At 73.1% G+C, this 17897-nt stretch carries 13 protein-coding genes; 9 read left to right on the top strand and 4 right to left on the bottom strand.

Annotation, left to right across the window (positions count from 1 at the left end):
• Nucleotides 1-51: 51 nt before the first annotated feature.
• Together grpE and dnaK are read right to left on the bottom strand one after the other, a co-directional pair.
• Complete coding sequence (gene grpE, locus AB0B48_RS23545; RefSeq protein ID WP_357204869.1) at nt 52-807, bottom strand: nucleotide exchange factor GrpE; 756 nt, start codon at nt 805-807, stop codon at nt 52-54.
• A gap of 48 nt (nt 808-855) precedes the next feature.
• A complete protein-coding gene (dnaK, locus tag AB0B48_RS23550; RefSeq protein WP_355004656.1) occupies nt 856-2724 on the bottom strand; it encodes a molecular chaperone DnaK in 1869 nt (622 codons plus the stop codon).
• A 220-nt stretch (nt 2725-2944) separates the two neighbouring features.
• Here dnaK and AB0B48_RS23555 point away from each other — a divergent pair, with 220 nt between their 5' ends.
• Genes AB0B48_RS23555 through AB0B48_RS23565 form a run of 3 tightly spaced genes read left to right on the top strand, consistent with a single transcriptional unit; the run spans nt 2945 to nt 7728 of the window.
• A complete protein-coding gene (locus AB0B48_RS23555; RefSeq protein WP_357204873.1) occupies nt 2945-4765 on the top strand; it encodes an ABC transporter in 1821 nt (606 codons plus the stop codon).
• Nucleotides 4762-6447 (top strand): GTPase, encoded by a 1686-nt coding sequence (locus AB0B48_RS23560; RefSeq protein WP_355004654.1) that lies wholly within the window; start codon nt 4762-4764, stop codon nt 6445-6447. The genes AB0B48_RS23555 and AB0B48_RS23560 overlap by 4 nt, the downstream gene beginning before the upstream one ends.
• Nucleotides 6448-6504: 57 nt before the next feature.
• Complete coding sequence (locus tag AB0B48_RS23565) at nt 6505-7728, top strand: hypothetical protein (RefSeq protein ID WP_357204877.1); 1224 nt, start codon at nt 6505-6507, stop codon at nt 7726-7728.
• A gap of 144 nt (nt 7729-7872) precedes the next feature.
• Here AB0B48_RS23565 and AB0B48_RS23570 read toward each other — a convergent pair whose 3' ends face one another.
• Both AB0B48_RS23570 and AB0B48_RS23575 read right to left on the bottom strand, forming a co-directional pair.
• A complete protein-coding gene (locus tag AB0B48_RS23570) occupies nt 7873-8496 on the bottom strand; it encodes a phosphatase PAP2 family protein (protein ID WP_357204880.1) in 624 nt (207 codons plus the stop codon).
• 68 nt (nt 8497-8564) lie between these two features.
• The gene (locus tag AB0B48_RS23575; RefSeq protein WP_357204883.1) at nt 8565-9446 is read right to left on the bottom strand and encodes a hypothetical protein; all 882 of its coding nucleotides are present in this window, start codon (nt 9444-9446) and stop codon (nt 8565-8567) included.
• A gap of 524 nt (nt 9447-9970) precedes the next feature.
• Between AB0B48_RS23575 and pdhA the strand changes: the two genes are divergently transcribed.
• The 6 genes from pdhA to AB0B48_RS23605 form a co-directional block, all read left to right on the top strand.
• The gene (gene pdhA / locus AB0B48_RS23580; RefSeq protein ID WP_355004650.1) at nt 9971-11146 is read left to right on the top strand and encodes a pyruvate dehydrogenase (acetyl-transferring) E1 component subunit alpha; all 1176 of its coding nucleotides are present in this window, start codon (nt 9971-9973) and stop codon (nt 11144-11146) included.
• On the top strand, nt 11146-12135 hold the full coding sequence (locus AB0B48_RS23585; RefSeq protein ID WP_355004649.1) for an alpha-ketoacid dehydrogenase subunit beta: 990 nt from the start codon (nt 11146-11148) through the stop codon (nt 12133-12135). The genes pdhA and AB0B48_RS23585 overlap by 1 nt, the downstream gene beginning before the upstream one ends.
• Nucleotides 12132-13610: a dihydrolipoamide acetyltransferase family protein gene (locus AB0B48_RS23590; RefSeq protein ID WP_357204887.1), complete on the top strand. Its 1479-nt coding sequence runs from the start codon at nt 12132-12134 to the stop codon at nt 13608-13610. Before AB0B48_RS23585 ends, AB0B48_RS23590 begins: the two co-directional genes overlap by 4 nt.
• 219 nt (nt 13611-13829) lie before the next feature.
• Nucleotides 13830-13970: a hypothetical protein gene (locus AB0B48_RS23595; RefSeq protein WP_355004647.1), complete on the top strand. Its 141-nt coding sequence runs from the start codon at nt 13830-13832 to the stop codon at nt 13968-13970.
• A 343-nt stretch (nt 13971-14313) separates the two neighbouring features.
• Nucleotides 14314-17034, top strand: a complete 2721-nt coding sequence (locus AB0B48_RS23600; RefSeq protein ID WP_357204891.1) for a hypothetical protein — start codon at nt 14314-14316, stop codon at nt 17032-17034.
• A 117-nt stretch (nt 17035-17151) separates the two neighbouring features.
• The coding region (locus AB0B48_RS23605) for a thioredoxin-like domain-containing protein (protein ID WP_357204893.1) at nt 17152-17897 on the top strand (746 nt) is incomplete at its 3' end.

A 17897-nucleotide genomic window follows, 5' to 3' on the forward strand; every position in this document is an offset into this window, starting at 1 on the left:
GTCCCACCCACCGCTGGGCGGTGGGTGGGACGGCCTGCTCACTGTCTGGCACTATTCCGGATCCGCGACCGCGACCAGCGCGGGGCGCAGCAGCCGCTCACCGAGCTGGTAGCCGCGTCGCATGACCTGTACGCAGGTCGGCTCGCTGACGTCGGCCGACGTCTGGTGCGCGACCGCCTCGTGCCGGGTCGGATCGAACGGGTCGCCCTGCTCGCCGAAGGCGTTCAGGCCGAACTTGCCCAGCGCGGTGGTGAGCTGTTCCGCCACCGTGCCGAACGGCCCGACCAGGTCGCCGTGTTCCCGGGCGCGGTCCAGGTCGTCCAGGATCGGCAGCAGCGCGGCCAGCACCGAGCCGGTCGCCTGCTCCTGCACGAGGCTGCGGTCCCGGTCGACCCGCTTGCGGTAGTTGGCGTACTCCGCCGACACCCGCTGGAGATCCCTGGTCCGCTCGTCCAGCTCGGCTCGTAGTGCCTCCAGCTCGGCGCCGAGCGAGATGCCCGCGCGGCCACCGTCCACCGGCTGCGCCGGGGCGTCCACCACCGCCGGACCGGACGGCTCCGGCCCGTCGGTGGAGTTGACCTCGACCTCGATCTCATCGACCACGACCTCGGCGTCCTCGACCAGACCCTCGGCCGGCACACCGGTCTCCGCGTCCGCGGCGGTCCCCTCCGGCTCGGCGGTGTCGACGAGCTTACGGTTGTTGCGGATGACGACCCGCTCCCCGTCGCCGGTCGGCTCCGTGGTCGCGGAGCCACCCGGCGTCGACCCGGTGTCGCCCGGGTCGGCGGCTCGTGGCTTCTGCGTCATGCGGCTACCTCATCCCCTTCGCGGTGGAAACGTGTCGGAGGCCGACGGTCACTTCTTGCCGTCCTCGTCCACGATTTCCGCGTCGACCACGTCGTCGGCACCGCCGGCCTGCGGGCCGGTCGCACCGGTCGCGCCGGTCGCACCCGGGCCGGGCTCGCCACCCGGCTGCTGACCCTGCTCGGCCTGAGACGAGTAGAGCAGCGAACCGGCCTGCTGGGAGACCTGAGCCAGCTTCTCGTGCGCCGACTTGATCTTCTCGATGTCCTGACCGCCGAGGGCGCCACGCAGCTCACCGAGCGCCTCGTTGAGCTGCTCGCGGTTCTCAGCGGGCAGCTTGTCGCCGCTCTCGGCGAGGAACTTCTCGGTCTGCCACTGGAGCGCCTCGGCCACGTTGCGGGTCTCGGCGTCGTCGCGGCGACGCTTGTCCTCCTCCGCGTGCTCCTCGGCGTCCCGGCGCATCCGCTCGATGTCGTCCTTCGGCAGCGAGGAGCCGCCGGTGATCGTCATCTTCTGTTCCTTGCCGGTGCCCAGGTCCTTGGCGTGCACGTTGACGATGCCGTTGGCGTCGATGTCGAACGCGACCTCGATCTGCGGCACGCCGCGCGGCGCCGGCGGAAGGCCGGTCAGCTCGAAGGTGCCAAGCTTCTTGTTGTACGCCGCGATCTCACGCTCACCCTGGAACACCTGGATCAGCACCGACGGCTGGTTGTCGTCGGCCGTGGTGAAGACCTCGGAACGCTTGGTCGGGATGGTGGTGTTGCGCTCGATCAGCTTGGTGAAGATGCCGCCCTTGGTCTCGATGCCCAGGCTCAGCGGGGTCACGTCGAGCAGCAGGACGTCCTTGACCTCACCCTTGAGCACGCCGGCCTGGAGGGCGGCGCCGACGGCGACCACCTCGTCCGGGTTGACGCCCTTGTTGGGGTCACGGCCGGTGAGCTGCTTGACCAGGTCGGTCACGGCGGGCATCCGGGTCGAACCACCGACCAGGATGACGTGCTCGACGTCGGAGATCTTGATCCCGGCGTCCTTCACGGCCTGCTCGAACGGGCCCTTGCAGCGGTCCAGCAGGTCCTGCGTCATCCGCTGGAACTCGGCACGGCTCAGCGTCACGTCGAGGTGCAGCGGGCCGGCCGCGCCGGCGGTGATGTACGGCAGGTTGATGTTGGTGGTGGTGGCGGCGGACAGCTCGATCTTGGCCTTCTCGGCTGCCTCGCGGAGCCGCTGGAGGGCCATCTTGTCCTGCGAGAGGTCGATGCCGTGCTCACCACGGAACGTCTTGACCAGGTGGTCGATGATCCGCTGGTCCCAGTCGTCGCCACCGAGCTGGTTGTCACCGCTCGTCGACTTGACCTCGACGACGCCCTCGGCCAGCTCCAGCAGCGACACGTCGAAGGTGCCACCTCCGAGGTCGAAGACCAGGACGGTCTGCTCCTTGGAACCCTTGTCCAGCCCGTACGCCAGGGCGGCGGCCGTCGGCTCGTTGACGATCCGCAGCACGTTGAAGCCGGCGATCTCACCGGCCTCCTTCGTCGCCTGGCGCTGGCTGTCGTTGAAGTAGGCCGGAACGGTGATCACCGCGTCGGTGATCTGCTCGCCCAGGTACGCCTCGGCGTCCCGCTTGAGCTTCATCAGCGTCCGGGCCGAGATCTCCTGCGGGGTGTACTTCTTGCCGTCGATGTCGACGGACCAGTTCGTGCCGACCTCGCGCTTGACCGACCGGATCGTCCGGTCCGGGTTGGTCACCGCTTGGCGCTTGGCGACCTCACCGACGAGCACCTCGCCGTTACGGGCGAACGCGACGATCGAAGGAGTCGTCCGCGAACCCTCAGCGTTGGCGATGACGGTGGGCTCACCGCCCTCGAGAACGCTGACGCAGGAGTTCGTCGTGCCGAGGTCGATACCGACCGCACGTGCCATCTTCGCTTCCTCGCTTCGTAAGGTTGTGCAGGTGACGGGCATCGCCCGTGGGCTGCTGGCGAGCACCGCCCGCAGCGGGCCCCACCACAAGTTGAGTGAACTTGACTCAATAGTGCCACGCGTTGGCCAATCGTCAAGGTGACTTGAGTCAACCCGACGCAACCCAGCCGTTATTACCGTCCGGTTGTCTTCCCTTGCATCGGTCGGGCACGCTTTAGCGGTGACGACGCACGGCGATCCCGCCACCCGTTCCGGTGCGCCCGCCGTCGCAGCCCGCACCGACCCGCCGGCCGCCGCGGAGGAGCCCCCCGCCACCACCGGGGACGACAGCCTCCCCGGCGCGCTGTCGGGCCTCCGGGAGGCGATCGGCGCGACCCGCTATCCCCTCGCGCTGCCCTCCGCCGGCCCCGCCCGGCACACCGCCACCGCACTCACCGACCAACTCGACGACTACCTGCTGCCCCGGCTCGCCCGGCTGGACGCCCCACTGCTCGTGGTGGTCGGCGGCTCCACCGGCGCGGGCAAGTCGACCCTGGTCAACAGCCTGGTCAAGGCCCGGGTCAGCGCCGCCGGCGTGCTCCGGCCGACCACCCGCTCCCCGGTGCTGGTCTGCAACCCGTCCGACGCGGCCTGGTTTCGGCAGGGAGAGCTCCTGCCGGGTCTGACCCGCACCACCGAGCCGAGCGACGATCCGCGCGCCCTGCACCTCGTCACCGCCCCGGCCCTGCCCGCCGGGCTGGCCTTCCTCGACGCGCCCGACATCGACTCGGTCGTCGACGCCAACCGGGCACTCGCCACGCAACTGCTGGCCGCCGCCGACCTGTGGCTCTTCGTCACCACCGCCGCCCGGTACGCGGACGCGGTGCCGTGGGAGCTGCTGCGCAGCGCCCGGGCGCGCGGCGCCGTGATCGCCATGGTGCTGGACCGGGTGCCCGCCGAGGCCACCGACGAGATCGCCGCGCACCTGACCGAGATGCTCGCCGAGCAGGACCTCGGCCGGGCGCCGCTGTTCGTGCTGCCCGAGACCTGGGTCGACGGTCAGGGGCTGCTCCCCGAGGGAGTCACCGCTCCCCTTGCCGACTGGTTCGCCCGGTTGGCCGCCGACGCGGACGCCCGGGCGGCGGTGGTCCGCCAGACCCTCGACGGGGCGCTGGCCGCACTCCACCCCTCGGTGGAGGATCTGGCCGACGCCGCCGACGAGCAGCTCGCCGCCGCCGACGGGCTGGACGAACGGGTCCGGGCCGCGTACCGGGGTGCCGAGCGCACCGTCGAGCAGGGGCTCCAGGACGGCCGGCTGCTCCGGGGTGAGGTGCTCGCCCGCTGGCAGGAGTTCGTCGGCACCGGCGAGCTGTTCCGCACGCTGGAGGCACGGATCGGCCGCCTCCGGGACCGGGTAGTGGCCGCCGTCACCGGTCGGCCGGCACCCGCCGCCGAGCTGCGCAACGCCATCGAGTCCCAACTGGTGACGCTGCTGCGCGGGGTGGCCTCGGAGGCTGCCGAGTCCGCGTACACCGGGTGGAAGGCACACCCGGCCGGCGCCGGGCTGCTCGACCCGGCGCTCGCCCACCCGAGCGACGACCTACCCGAACGCGCCGAGCGCATGGTCCGGGACTGGCAGCGCGGAGTGCTGGAACTGGTCCGGGTCGAGGGCGGTGACAAGCGGTTCGTGGCCCGCACCGCCGCGTACGCGGTGAATGCCACCGGGCTGGCCGTGATGATCGCCGTCTTCGCCTCCACCGCGTTCATCCCGACCGGGCTGGAACTGGCCACCGGTGCCGGCACCACTGTCGCCGCGCAGGCCGTCCTCCAGGCGATCTTCGGCGACCAGGCGGTGCGTGCCCTCGCCGCCAAGGCCCGCACCGACCTGCTGGGCCGGGTGCGGACGCTGCTCGACGCGGAGGCCGACCGTTTCCTGAGCCGCACCGCCGACGCCCGCCCCGCCGCGGACGCCGGCGACGGGCTGCGCCGGGCCGCCGGCCGGGTCGAGCTGGCCCGGCACCGCAGCGGCCTGTCCGCCGCCGACGAGGAGGGCTCCCGGTGAGCAACATCGCCGGCCGGGTACGCGAGGTGTTCCGCGGGGACCAGCGGGTCGACGCCGACGCGCTGATCGCCCGCCTGGACGCGGTACGCCGGTTCCTGACCGCCGTGGACGGTCTGCTGCCGGACGCCGACCTGGTGCCCGCGCACACCCTTGTCGAGCGGGCCGGCACCCGGCTCGCGCTGTCCCGGGACCACACGGTGGTCGCCCTGGCCGGTGCCACGGGCAGCGGCAAGTCCAGCCTCTTCAACGCGTTGGCCCAACTGGAACTCTCGCCGGTCGGGGTGCGCCGGCCGACCACCGGCGTCACCCACGCCTGCGTGTGGGGGCCGCTGGAGGGCGCCAACCATCTGCTCGACTGGATCGGCGTACTGCCCCGACACCGCTTCGTCCGGGAGAGCGCCCTGGACGCGGACGACGAGACGGCCCTGCACGGGCTGATCCTGCTCGACCTGCCCGACTTCGACTCGGTGCAGCGATCGCACCGGCTCGAGGTGGACCGACTCCTCGGCCTTGTCGACCAGGTGGTCTGGGTCGTCGACCCACAGAAGTACGCCGACCGGGTCATCCACGACAGCTACCTGCGCGAGTTCCACCGGCACCGGGAAGTCACCCTGGTCGTGCTCAACCAGGCCGACCGGCTGCCCCCGGCCGAGGTGCCCCGGGTCCTGGACGACCTGCGTCGGCTGCTCGACACGGACGGGCTGACCGGGGTGCCCCTGCTTGCCACCACCGCCATCGATCCGGCCGGAATGGTCGGGCTGCGCAACGCGCTGGAGCGCACGGTCGCCGAGCGGCAGGCCGCGTTGCGCCGGCTCGCGGGTGACGTCGACACGGTCGTCGCCGGCCTGGACGAGCTGGTCGGTTCGGCCCGGCCGGCGGGCGGGCCGGACGACACCTCCGTCAACGGGCTGAACCGGGCTCTGGCCGGGGCCGCCGGGGTGCCGGCGGTGACCGAGGCCGTGGAGCGGGCGTACCGGCACCGGGCCGGCGCGGCCACCGGCTGGCCCGTGGTCCGGGGCTGGCGGCGATTGCGGCCCGACCCGCTGCGTCGGCTGCACCTGCCCGGACCGACCGGTGACCAGGCCGACCCGGCGGAGAGCCTGGTGGCGGCCACCTCGGTACCGGACCCGACGGCCGCCCAGCGTTCGGCGCTCGGCCTCGCCATCCGCGCGGTGGCCGACCGGGCCGCCGCCGACCTGCCCGCGGCCTGGCCCGGCGCGGTGACCTCCGCCGCCCGGTCCCGCCTCGGCGACCTGCCGGACGCCCTGGATCGCACGATCGCTGGCACCGACCTCGGCCTCGACCGTCGCCCGCTGTGGTGGCGGCTCGTCGGGGGTGTGCAGTGGTTGGTCACGCTCGCCGCCGTGGTCGGGCTGGGCTGGTTGGTGCTCGGCTACGCGCTGCGGGCGCTCGGCCTGCCCGCGCTGGACAACCCGATGGTCGGCCAGGTGCCGCTGCCGACCGTCCTGCTGCTCGGCGGCCTGCTGGCCGGGCTGCTGGTGGCGGCGCTGACCCGGCCGGTGGTGCGCCTGGCCGCCCGGCGCGCCCGGGCCCGCGCCGACCAGCGGCTGACGGCCCGGGTCGCCCAGGTGGGCGACGAGTACGTACTGACACCGGTACGGACCGTGCTCGGCTCGTACGCCCAGGCACGCGACGCGCTGCGGGACGCCGCACGCCGCTGACGCTCCGCACGGCTCGCTACCGCTCTGCGTACGCCCCGGGCGGCGTAGGGTCGGAGCATGGCCACGCCTCAGACCCCCTACGACGCGGTGCTGCACGCCGCACGCGACGTGACCAAGCTGGAGTCCGCCCTCGACGCCGAGATGCTCGGCAGCGCCCTGCTGGGCAGTGTCTACGCCATCGCGGAGACCGACCGCGACGCCGCCGTACGGGAGTTCGTCACCGGCTTCCTCGCCGCCACCGCCCGCCGCAGGGTCGCGGCGGCGACCACCATTCGGCAGGTCTTCGCCACCCTCGTTCCGACCGCCGAGGGCGCCGATCGGGTGCGCCCGGGCAGCCAGGCGCCCACCTGGACGGCCCAGCTCGGCCGCGTGCACCTCACCGGCACCTGGGCGTACGGCGACGTGTACGGCGACCAGACCTCCTACCTCGCGACCTTCGCCTACGACGACGAGTCCGGCGGTTCGGAGCACGCGCTGGTGGCCCTGGTGGACCACAACATCGGGATCACCAAGGACATCTTCGTGGGCGGGCCGGCCGAACGGATCCTGGACCAGGTCCGGCAGATGTGCGCCGACGACGAGCTGACCTGGTTCCGTACCGAGGATCCAGCCCGGTTCCGGGGCGAGGTGGCTCGCCATCTGGCGGTCACCGACGACCTGGGCGAGTTGCCCGGCGAAGGGTCGCTCGCCACCGACCGGGCGTTGGTCGGGGCCCGGCTGGCGATGCTGCCCACCGCTGCCGACCCGACCGGTCCGGCGGAGGTCGAGCCGCTCTCTGCGGCCGAACGCACCGACCTGGTCCGGCGGTTCCTCGCCGCGCCGGAGGCCGCCCGCTTCGGGCTGGACGCCGTCGACGGCCCGGAGTTGGCCTCGCTGCACTTCTGCCTGAGCCTGCTGCTGGACCACTCGGCGAGCTTCCCGGACGCCGATCCGATGCGCTGGAGTCCGGCGGTGTCCGGGCTCTTCCTGCTGGACTGGGTGCACCGCCGGGCCGTGCTGGACATGGACGACGCGGCGATGCTCCCCCGGGTGCTGCGGGCCTGGGCGCGGTACGCGTCGCGCCAGCGCGGGCTGCCCGAGGCGGCGACGACGCGCACCGACGAGGCGATCGAGGAGATGGTGCCAGAGTTCGCCCGCCTCTACTCGACCGGTGAGCGGCGCAGCGCGGCCACCGCCGCGGTGGCGCAGCTGATGGCCGACGGGGTGGACCCGGACGACCCGGCCGCGCTGGACGCGTGGATCGAGGCGAACCGCCACCGCCTCGCCGACGACGGCGCCTGACGGCGTCCGAGGGTGGGCGGCTCCGCGCCGCCCGCCCTCGGCCCGGCCGGCATCGCCCTCCCGGGCCCGGCCAGCCAGCCCGCCGTGGGTCGAGCCAGCGCAGCGGGTCCTGGGCCCGGCCAGCGCCGCAGGTTCCGGGTCGGGCTAGCGCAGCGAACCGAAGATCACCGCGGCGATCAGGGCGCCGAGCACACCTCCGGCCAGCACCTGTGCCAGCGTGTGGTCCTTCAGCCGTACCCGAGACCAGCCGACCACCGCCAGCAGCGGTGCGGCGACGACCAGCCGGGTCCCGAAGGTCAGCATCAGGATGACCAGCGTGCCGGCGGCCACCGCCGAGTGGATCGACATCTTCCACCAGTGGCTGACCGACACGGCGACGACGAGGCCGACGAGGCCGGACACCGCCAGTGCCAGCAGCGGGCGGGGCGCGCCGAGCACGGCGAGCAGGGCGAGGCCCGCCGCGACCGAACCGAGGCCGACCAGCAGCGGCGCCCGGCGCTGCTCCCGGCGGCCGACGTGGTGGTCGGTGAGCCGGCCCCGGCGTACCCCGCCGACGATGTAGGCGAACGGAATGCCGGTGACGAAGAGAGTGGCGAGCAGACCCCAGACGAGGCCCTGACCGGGGCGGCTGGCGCTGCGCCAGCTCACCGTGATGATCAGCAGCGACACGAGTACCGCCGGGGCGGTCACCTCGGTGACCAGCCGGGCGATCCGCAGCCCCGGGCCGGGCCGGGTGGTGACCGGGCGGGGTTCCGCACCGCCGCCCACGCCACCCCCTCCGGTACGCGCCTACCGCCGAGCGCCGACGCCGACGCCGGACGGGTCGCGCCTGATCGTCACCGTACCGTCGGCGGGACCGCAGGGTAGGTCGGTCCGGCCAGTGGCGCCGGGCTGACGCTGGGCGTCGGGGCGACGACCGACGGCGACGGGATCACCGGGCCGGGTCGGCGGGTCGGTACCGCGGGCGGCGTGGGTGTGGGGGCCGGGACGGACCGGGTGCTGGTCGGCACGGCGGTCGCTGTCGCGTCGTCGGTCGGCGTGGGTGTCGGGTCCACCGTCAGGGTCGGGGTCGGATCGGGATCGGCCGAGCTGGAGGGGCTCGGCGAGTCGGTGGGGTCCGGGTCCGCCGAGTCGGTGGGGTCTGGCGGATCGGTCGGCTCCGGGTCCGGCGGATCGGTCGGGTCCGGCGGATCGGTCGGGTCCGGCGGATCGGTCGGATCCGGGTGGGTCGGCGGTGGCGGAGCGACGGGCGGGGGTACCGGCGGCGAGGTGCTCCGCGTGGGTCTCGGTGCCACCGGCGGGGCGGTCGTCCACCGGGCGGGCCCGGGATCGGCAGCGGCAGGCCCTCCCCGTGCATGCGACGGCGCGGCCGGCAGCCAGCCGCTGGTCGGGCCGACGCTGGGTGTGCCGAGCGGGGGAAGCGCCGGTTGGCTGGTCATCGGCATGGGGATCACCACCGGCCCGACGGACGGGGTCGGCATGAACGGGGTGCTGCTGTCCGGTAGGGCGCTGCTGCCCGGGGTGGCCGAGCCCGCGCTGATCGCGGCGAGGATGGGCATCGACGCCGTGCCGGCCAGCAGCGCGACGGTGAGCAGGTAACCGCGGGAGGTGCCACCGGCGCCGGGGGCCCGGTGGACACCGACCACCCGGCGATAGCCGCCAGCCGACCGGTGCCGACCGAGCGCTGGTGTGCCGGGACCGTCACCTGGCTCGTACACCGCACACCCCTAGTCGTCGGCCGTTGGAGGACATGGATGGACGCCGCCGTAGGGTAAAACCCGACAAATGACCCGATAGGCGCGATCCTGCGGGAATCAGCCTGACGCAGTCACGGTGGGTCAGCCAACCTCCACTGCGTGTCGACACGCAGTGCTGCCCGAACGGTGACGAATCGTGCCGCAACGCATGGGAAACGCCGGCCGGCATGATGGCGACAAACGGCGTCAAAGCATGGGCAGTCGGATTGCGGAGGCAGGCGTACTGTGGGCGCGCTCACCTGCTCTGCGAATATGGAGCACGACGGCAACGCAGCCGTGACCTCCGCGCACCCTCGCGGCAGGCGCGGTTGAGCGCCGGCGCTCCCGATCCGGGTTCGGCCAGACACCGGATCACGCCGTGCGGCAACCCCCACCGGGGCTAGGCGCGGCCGCCAGGAACCGGCCCGGCAGCAGCCGGGCAGGCGCACGAGTTGCGCGGCCGGGTGACCCCCCGGTGCCGACGCAGACACGACAGGGAGACACCGATGGCAAAGGGCGACCCCGGGGGCACCACCCGCAGCAGGCGGGCTGCACCCCGCTCCAGGAAGGGCGCGGCCGGCGACCCCGCGCTGGTGCAGCTACTCACCCCCGAAGGCGAGCGGATCGACAGCGCCATCGGGCCGGACGGCACCGAGTACCGCGTCGACTTCACCGACGAGGAATACCGCGGTCTCTACCGCGACCTGGTGCTGGTCCGGAAGCTGGACGCCGAGGCGACCGCTCTCCAGCGTCAGGGCGAGCTGGGCCTGTGGGCCAGCCTGCTCGGCCAGGAAGCCGCCCAGGTCGGCTCCGGGCGGGCGCTGCGCACCCAGGACATGGCCTTCCCGACCTACCGGGAGCACGGCGTCCTCTACTGCCGGGGCATCGACCCGATCATGCCGCTCGGCCTGTTCCGCGGCGTCGACCAGGGCGGCTGGGACCCGAACGAGTTCAAGTTCAACATGTACACGATCGTCATCGGGGCGCAGACCCTGCACGCGACCGGCTACGCGATGGGCATCACCATCGACGGCAAGACCGGCACCGACGACGGCGAGGCGGCGATCGCCTACTTCGGTGACGGCGCCACCAGCCAGGGCGACGTGAACGAGGCATTCGTCTGGGCCAGCGTGTTCAACGCGCCGCTGGTCTTCTTCTGCCAGAACAACCAGTACGCGATCTCCGAGCCGCTGGAGCGGCAGACCCGCGTCCCCCTCTACCAGCGGGCCGCCGGCTTCGGCTTCCCCGGCGTACGGGTGGACGGCAACGACGTGCTCGCCACGTACGCGGTCACCCGCACCGCGCTGGACAACGCCCGCCTCGGGCAGGGCCCGAGCCTGATCGAGGCGTACACCTACCGGATGGGCGCGCACACCACCTCCGACGACCCGACCCGCTACCGCATCGCCAGCGAGGTCGAGGCGTGGCAGGCCAAGGACCCGATCGCCCGGGTCAAGGCCTTCCTGGAGAAGCAGCAGATCGCCGACGCGGGCTTCTTCGCCGAGGTCGACGAGCAGGCCCGCCGCGAGTCGGTGCACCTGCGTGAGCGGGTGCTCGAGATGCCGAACCCGGAACCGGTGACGATGTTCGACAACGTCTACCCCAACGGGTCTCCGCTGCTCGACGAGCAGCGCGCGAAGTTCAGCCGCTACATGGAGTCGTTCGAGGGGAGCGCCCACTGATGGCCACGGAGACGCTCACCATCGGAAAGGCCCTCAACACCGGTCTGCGCCGCGCCCTGGAGAACGACCCCAAGGTCATCATCATGGGCGAGGACGTCGGCAAGCTCGGCGGCGTCTTCCGGATCACCGACGGTCTCCAGAAGGACTTCGGCGACCAGCGGGTGATCGACACCCCGTTGGCCGAGTCCGGCATCATCGGCACCGCTGTCGGTCTGGCCATCCGCGGCTACCGGCCGGTCTGCGAGATCCAGTTCGACGGCTTCGTCTACCCCGCGTACGACCAGATCGTGTCGCAGGTGGCGAAGATGCACTACCGCTCGGGCGGCAAGCTCAGCATCCCCATGGTGATCCGGATCCCGTTCGGCGGCGGCATCGGCGCGGTCGAGCACCACTCCGAGTCGCCGGAGGCGTACTTCGCGCACACCGCCGGACTGAAGGTGGTGACCTGCTCCAACCCGCAGGACGCGTACGTGATGATCCAGCAGGCCATCGCCTCGGACGACCCGATCGTCTTCCTGGAGCCCAAGCGGCGCTACTGGGAGAAGGGCCAGGTCGACCTGGACGCGCCGCTGTCCGACGCGTACCCCCTGCACTCGGCCCGGGTCGTGCGGCCCGGCACCGACGTCACCGTGCTGGCCTACGGTCCGATGGTGCGGACCTGCCTGGAGGCGGCGACCGCCGCCGCCGAGGACGGCCGGGAGCTGGAGGTCATCGACCTGCGCTCGCTCTCGCCGCTGGATCTGACCGCGGCGTACGAGTCGGTGAAGCGCACCGGCCGTGTGGTCGTGGTGCACGAGGCGCCGTCCAACATCGGCCTTGGCGCCGAGTTGGCCGCCCGGATCACCGAGGAGTGCTTCTACTCCCTGGAGTCGCCAGTGCTGCGGGTGACCGGCTTCGACACCCCCTACCCGGCCGCCCGGGTGGAGGAGGAGTACCTGCCCGACCTCGATCGGGTGCTCGACGCCGTCGACCGCACCTTCGGCTGGTGAGCGACATGTCCCGGATCAAGACGTTCAACCTGCCCGACCTGGGCGAGGGGCTGACCGAGGGCGAGATCCTGGCCTGGCTGGTCAAGGTCGGCGACACCATCGAGCTGAACCAGCCGATCGTCGAGGTGGAGACGGCGAAGGCGGCCGTGGAGATCCCGGCGAAGTGGGCCGGCCAGGTCCAGGCGATCCACCACCCGGAGGGCACCACGGTCGAGGTCGGTACGCCGATCATCGCGATCGACACCGACCCGGGTGCCGGGCCGCTGGAGGCGCTGTCGACCACTGCCACGCCCAGCGGTGACCTGCCCACCCCGTCGGCGGCCTCGCTGGCGGCGGTGGAGGTGGCACCGGCCGAGGGCATGATCGAACCCGGTCTGATCGGCGGTGCGGCCCCGGGCGGGCGGACGGCGGTGCTGGTCGGTTACGGGCCGCGTACCACCGCCGCGAAGCGCCGCCCCCGCAAGGGCGCGGTCCCGGCGCCCGCCGCCCCCGCTGGAGTCGATCATGGAGTTGTGGTGGGTCACAAACCGGCCCCGACTCCCACGATTCCGGCACCACAAGTCCATGATCGACGCGGTGGGGCGAGCGGGGGAGCCGTGCTGGCCAAGCCGCCGGTGCGCAAGCTCGCCAAGGATCTCGGGGTCGACCTCGCCACGTTGACCGGGTCGGGGCCGCTCGGCTCGATCACCCGGGAGGACGTGCAGCAGGCGGCGAGCGGCGCGAGCGTTGTGGTTGCCGAGCCGATCGCGGCGACGACGGCGCCCAGCTTCGGCGCGGACCGGGAGCAGCGCATCCCGGTCAAGGGCGTCCGCAAGCTGACTGCCGAGAACATGTCCCGCTCGGCGTTCACCGCCCCGCACGTGACGGAGTTCCTGACCGTCGACGTGACCCGGGCGATGAAGGCACTGGACCGGCTGCGCGGCCGGCGGGAGTGGCGCGACGTACGGGTCTCGCCGCTGCTGCTGGTGGCGAAGGCGGTGCTGCTGGCGGTGCAACGGCACCCGATGGTCAACTCGACCTGGGCGGGCGACGAGATCGTGGTCAAGGAGTACGTCAACCTCGGCATCGCGGCGGCCACCGAGCGCGGTCTGATCGTGCCCAACGTCAAGGACGCCGGCCGCCTCTCGCTGCGGGAGTTGGCGGACGCGCTGACCGACCTGGTGCAGACGGCGAAGTCCGGCCGCACCTCGCCGGCGGCCATGTCCGGCGGCACCCTGACCATCACCAACGTCGGCGTGTTCGGGGTGGACACCGGCACACCGATCCTGCCGCCGGGTGAGTCCGCGATCCTGGCCTTCGGCGCGGTGCGGGAGATGCCCTGGGTGCACAAGGGCAAGGTCAAGGTTCGCCAGGTCACCACGCTGGGGCTGAGCTTCGACCACCGGATCATCGACGGTGAGCTGGGCTCGAAGTTCCTGCGGGACGTCGGCGACTTCCTCACAGATCCGGAGGCGGCGCTGCTCGCCTGGACCTGATCGTTTCAGAACGCCAGCCACGGCCGGTGTGCCACGGGTTAACGCCCGGCACACCGGCCGTGTCCGTTGAGCGAAGGAACCGTCGGCCAAGGGGCCTGTTGACCTTTGATTGTTAGGCAGGTGTCTCAGCTCACCTAATAATCGATGGAATTTCGCCGGCTTCTGCTGTTGAATAGATGCATCAGGGGCTGACAACCGAATAGCTAGGGGGACCCACCAATGAGCAGCATGATCGAGCGAATCCGCAACCACCGCGACGCGACCCGCCGCGCCCGTGCCATCGAGCACGCGCTGCGCTCGGCGAACTCGCCGGCGGTTCGCGAGGAAATCCTCGTCATCGCCCAGCGTCACATGAGCTGACGCTCCACTACATTCCTCACCTCCTCCAGATCGATGGCCCACCCGGCCCACCGGGTGGGCCATCGGCGTTTTCCAGACACCACCACCGGGATTCCGCCCTGCCGCAGCGCCCGGTACGGTGGGCTTCGGTCGCCGCCCGCCGACCCGGCAGAGGCCGAGCCGTCAGGAACTGCTCGACATCAACCGGCCACGGTGAGTGACGAGCAGTGCTCCTTGGACGGTTCGTGCCACCACCCGATACCGTGCGGGGAGCCGGCACAGCGGTACGCCGGTGACGCCGGCAGCCACGCCGAGGAGACCGATCGGCACCGGCGAGCCGACATGTGATGGAGGAGGCGCACCCATGACGTCCGAGGGCCCGCACCGACCCGGCCAGGAGCCGGACGAGGTGTCACCGGGCGCCGGCGGACCGGCGCCGTACGGCGACCGCCCGGCGCAGCCGGACAACGGCCAGAACGCCGCCGGCCCCGACCTGGGCTGGGCACCCCCGCCCCCGACGCGACCGAACCCGTCGGCGCCGGCATGGGCGACCCAGCCTGAGCAGCCGCCGGCCCCCGCCTGGGGTGCCGCCGCGCAGCCCAACGACCCGGCGCAGCCCGCCTGGGCCGCCGGTGGTGGCGCGAGCGAGCCGCCGCAGCAGCAGCCCGGCGCATGGTCCGGCAACGACGGCGCGCCGACCCCGGCACAGCCCGAACCCTGGGCCGCGCAGCAGCAGGGCTGGACGCCCGCCGAGCAGAGCACACCCGCACCGACCTGGACCCCGAACGCCCCCGCTGAGCAGCCGGACTGGGTGCAGGCCCAGCCAGCCGCACGGGGCGCCGCGCAGGTTCCCCCGGCCACCGCCGCCTGGCCCGCCCAGGAGGACCCGGCCAGCGGCTGGGGCGGCGCGGCGCAGGCCAACCCGCCCGCAGCCGACTGGCGGGCGACCGAATCTCCGCAATCCGACGCACCGCAGGCCGCCGGCTGGTCCGGCGGCGCCCAGCAGGAGCAGGCCACCGGCAATGGCGGCTGGCCCGCCGCCGGCGCCGCCCGCGACGACCAGCCGGTGTGGACGCCGGCGGAGCAGTCGCCACCGGCCTGGGGCCAGCCCGCCGAAGCGACCGAGCAGCCCGCCCCCGGCTGGGGTCAGGCCGCCCAGCCGAGCCAGGCCCGTGGCGCCGCCCAGGTCCCGGCCCCGACGACGAACTGGCCCGCGCAGGACGATCCGGCCAACTCCGGCGGGTGGGCCGCGCAGCAGCAGGCGCAGGCGCAGCCCGCGTCGTGGAACGGCGGCAACGACGCGCGGCAGGACCAGCCCGCGCAGCCGGCCGCCTGGGCCGAGGCCGAGGGCCGTCCACAGCAGCCCGACTGGGTGCTCTCCCAACCGGAGCAGCCGACCGAGCGGCCGGAGCAGACAGGGTGGACCCCGGCGGAGCCGAGCAACCTCCCCGCCCGTGCCAGCGCCAGCGTGCCCACCAGCGGCGGCGCGCCCAACTGGGCCGCCGGCCCGGACAACGCCGCCCAGGGCAACTCCGGCGGCGTGCCGGAGGCCGAGCCGTGGGCCCCCGGTGAGGTGTGGGGTCGCGCGGAGGCCGAAGCTTCCGCCCAGTCCCGTGGAGGCTGGGAGGCTGACCGCGGCGACGAGGCACCGGCCTACCAGCCCGGGCCCGCGCCGGGCATCTCGCCGGCGAACGCGGTGCCGCTTCCCCCGCAGGAGCAGCGCGTGCCGGGTGCCAGCCTGGCTGCCGTCCCGCCGTCCGACTACGCACCCCAGGCCCAGTTCGCTCCGATCCCCGAGCAGCCCGCCTACGCCGAGCGGGAGACCCCGGACGCTGCCGCGCAGTACGGTGGCCGCCCCGAGGACGTCTCCGCGAGCGGCGCGGTGGTACCCGCCCCGCGCACCTCGCCCGAGTCCGGAGCGGGCCGCGCGGTCGTACCGGTGTCGGACGCCGAGTCGGCAGCCGGCGCGGCGGCCCGGGCCACGGCGAGCGCCTCGGTGCCGCTGGCGAGCCGGGTCATGCCTCCGACCGACCAGGCCATCCGACCGACCGGCACGGCCAACCCGCAACCCCGGGTGTACGGCCGTCCGGCACGACCGGAGCCGGAGGCCGAGCCGGAGCCGGAGGCGTTCCAGGGCGACCCGGGCGCCGACCGTCAGGGTGCTCCGGAGTGGCAGAACGACGCGCCACGACAGGCGACGCCCGACTGGCAGCACGAGGAGCAGCGGCAGATCGCTCCCGACTGGCAGAACGACGCGCAGCGGCAGCAGCCCGCACCCGACTGGCAGAACGACGCGCAGCGGCAGGCTGGGCCCGGCTGGGGCGGCGAGCCGTCGGCCGATCCGCGCTTCGACGACCGGCAGCCCGCACCGAACGCGTTCAACGAGGCGCCGCCGGCGTTCCCGCCCGGTGTGCCGTCCTTCGTCGACGCCCCGGGCAACAACAGGCCGGTGAACGGCACCCGCCCGCACTCCGGTGCCGAGGCGCCGGCGGACCAGTTCGGCGGCCCCGGGGCGCCTGCCGCCGGCACCCCGAACGGAACGGCGACCTTCGGTGCGCCGAACTTCGGCGGCCCGGGCTCCGGCGCGCCGGGCTACGGCGGGCCGGCGACCGAGTCGGTGCCGGGCGGCGGTTTCCCGCCGTCGTTCCCGCCACCGCCGCAGCCCGCGTCGTCCTGGGGCCAGGAGGCCGGCCAGTCGGACCAGGGCCGGTTCGACGCGTTCAAGCCGGACGCCGTCGACGAGCCGAAGGTGGAGCCCCCGACGCCGAAGGTACGTAACGGCCGGGTGCTGGCCGCGGTGCTGATCGCCGCGATGCTCATCCTGGCGGTGCCGCTCGGCCTGCTGCTTCTGCTCGGCAAGGTCGGTGGGAACGACACACCGGCCTTCGACCCGGCGGTTGGCACCTGCGTGAAGCAGTCCGGGCAGGCCGGCGCCTCGGCGGCGGACTGCGGCGAGGCGGGCGCGTTCACGATCGTCTCGAAGGTGGACGCCAAGGAGAAGTGCACCGACACGACGCAGCCCCACGTGGTGTTGCCGGGTGAGGGTGCCAACCGGGTGCTCTGCCTGAAGCCGGCCGCGAAATAGCCGCACCGACGGCGGGGTCACGGGCAACCGTGACCCCGCCGTCGTCGTACCCGCAGGTGGTACCGAATCTCGCCCCCTCCGGCCGGGCGCGGGCCGGTGGTCAGGCACGATGGGTGCATGAGCGCACGAGTACGGGCTCCCGAACTGCGCGGTCGGGGCTGGCTGAACACCGGTGGACGCGACCTCAAGCTCGCCGACCTTCGCGGCAAGATCGTAATCGCGGATTTTTGGACGTTCTGCTGTATCAACTGCCTGCACGTGCTCGATGAGCTGCGCCCGCTCGAAGAGAAGTACGGCGACGTGCTCGTCGTCATCGGCGTGCACTCGCCGAAGTTCGAGCACGAGAAGGACGCCGACGCGCTCGCCGCCGCGGTGGAGCGGTACGGGGTGCACCACCCCGTACTCGACGATCCCGAGATGGACATGTGGCAGCAGTACGCGGCCCGGGCCTGGCCGACCCTGTCGGTGATCGACCCCGAGGGTTACGTGGTGGCCACCATGGCCGGCGAGGGGCACGCCGAAGGGCTCGCCCGACTGATCGACGAGTTGATCACCACCCACGAGGCCAAGGGCACCCTTCACCGGGGGAACGGCCCGTACGTCCCGCCGCCGGCACCGGAGACGGCGCTGCGCTTCCCGGGTAAGGCGGTGCTGCTGCCCAACGGCAACCTGCTGGTCTCGGACTCGGCCCGACATTCTTTGGTCGAGGTCGACCCGGACGGCGAGACGCCGGTGCGTCGGATCGGCTCGGGCGAGCGCGGCCGGGCGGACGGCCCGGCCGCGGCGGCGACGTTCTCCGAGCCGCAGGGCGTGTGCGTGCTGCCCACGCACGTCGCCGTGGTGGCCGGCTACGACCTGGGGGT

Source organism: Micromonospora sp. NPDC049089 (assembly GCF_040648775.1).
Taxonomy (GTDB): Bacteria; Actinomycetota; Actinomycetes; order Mycobacteriales; family Micromonosporaceae; genus Micromonospora.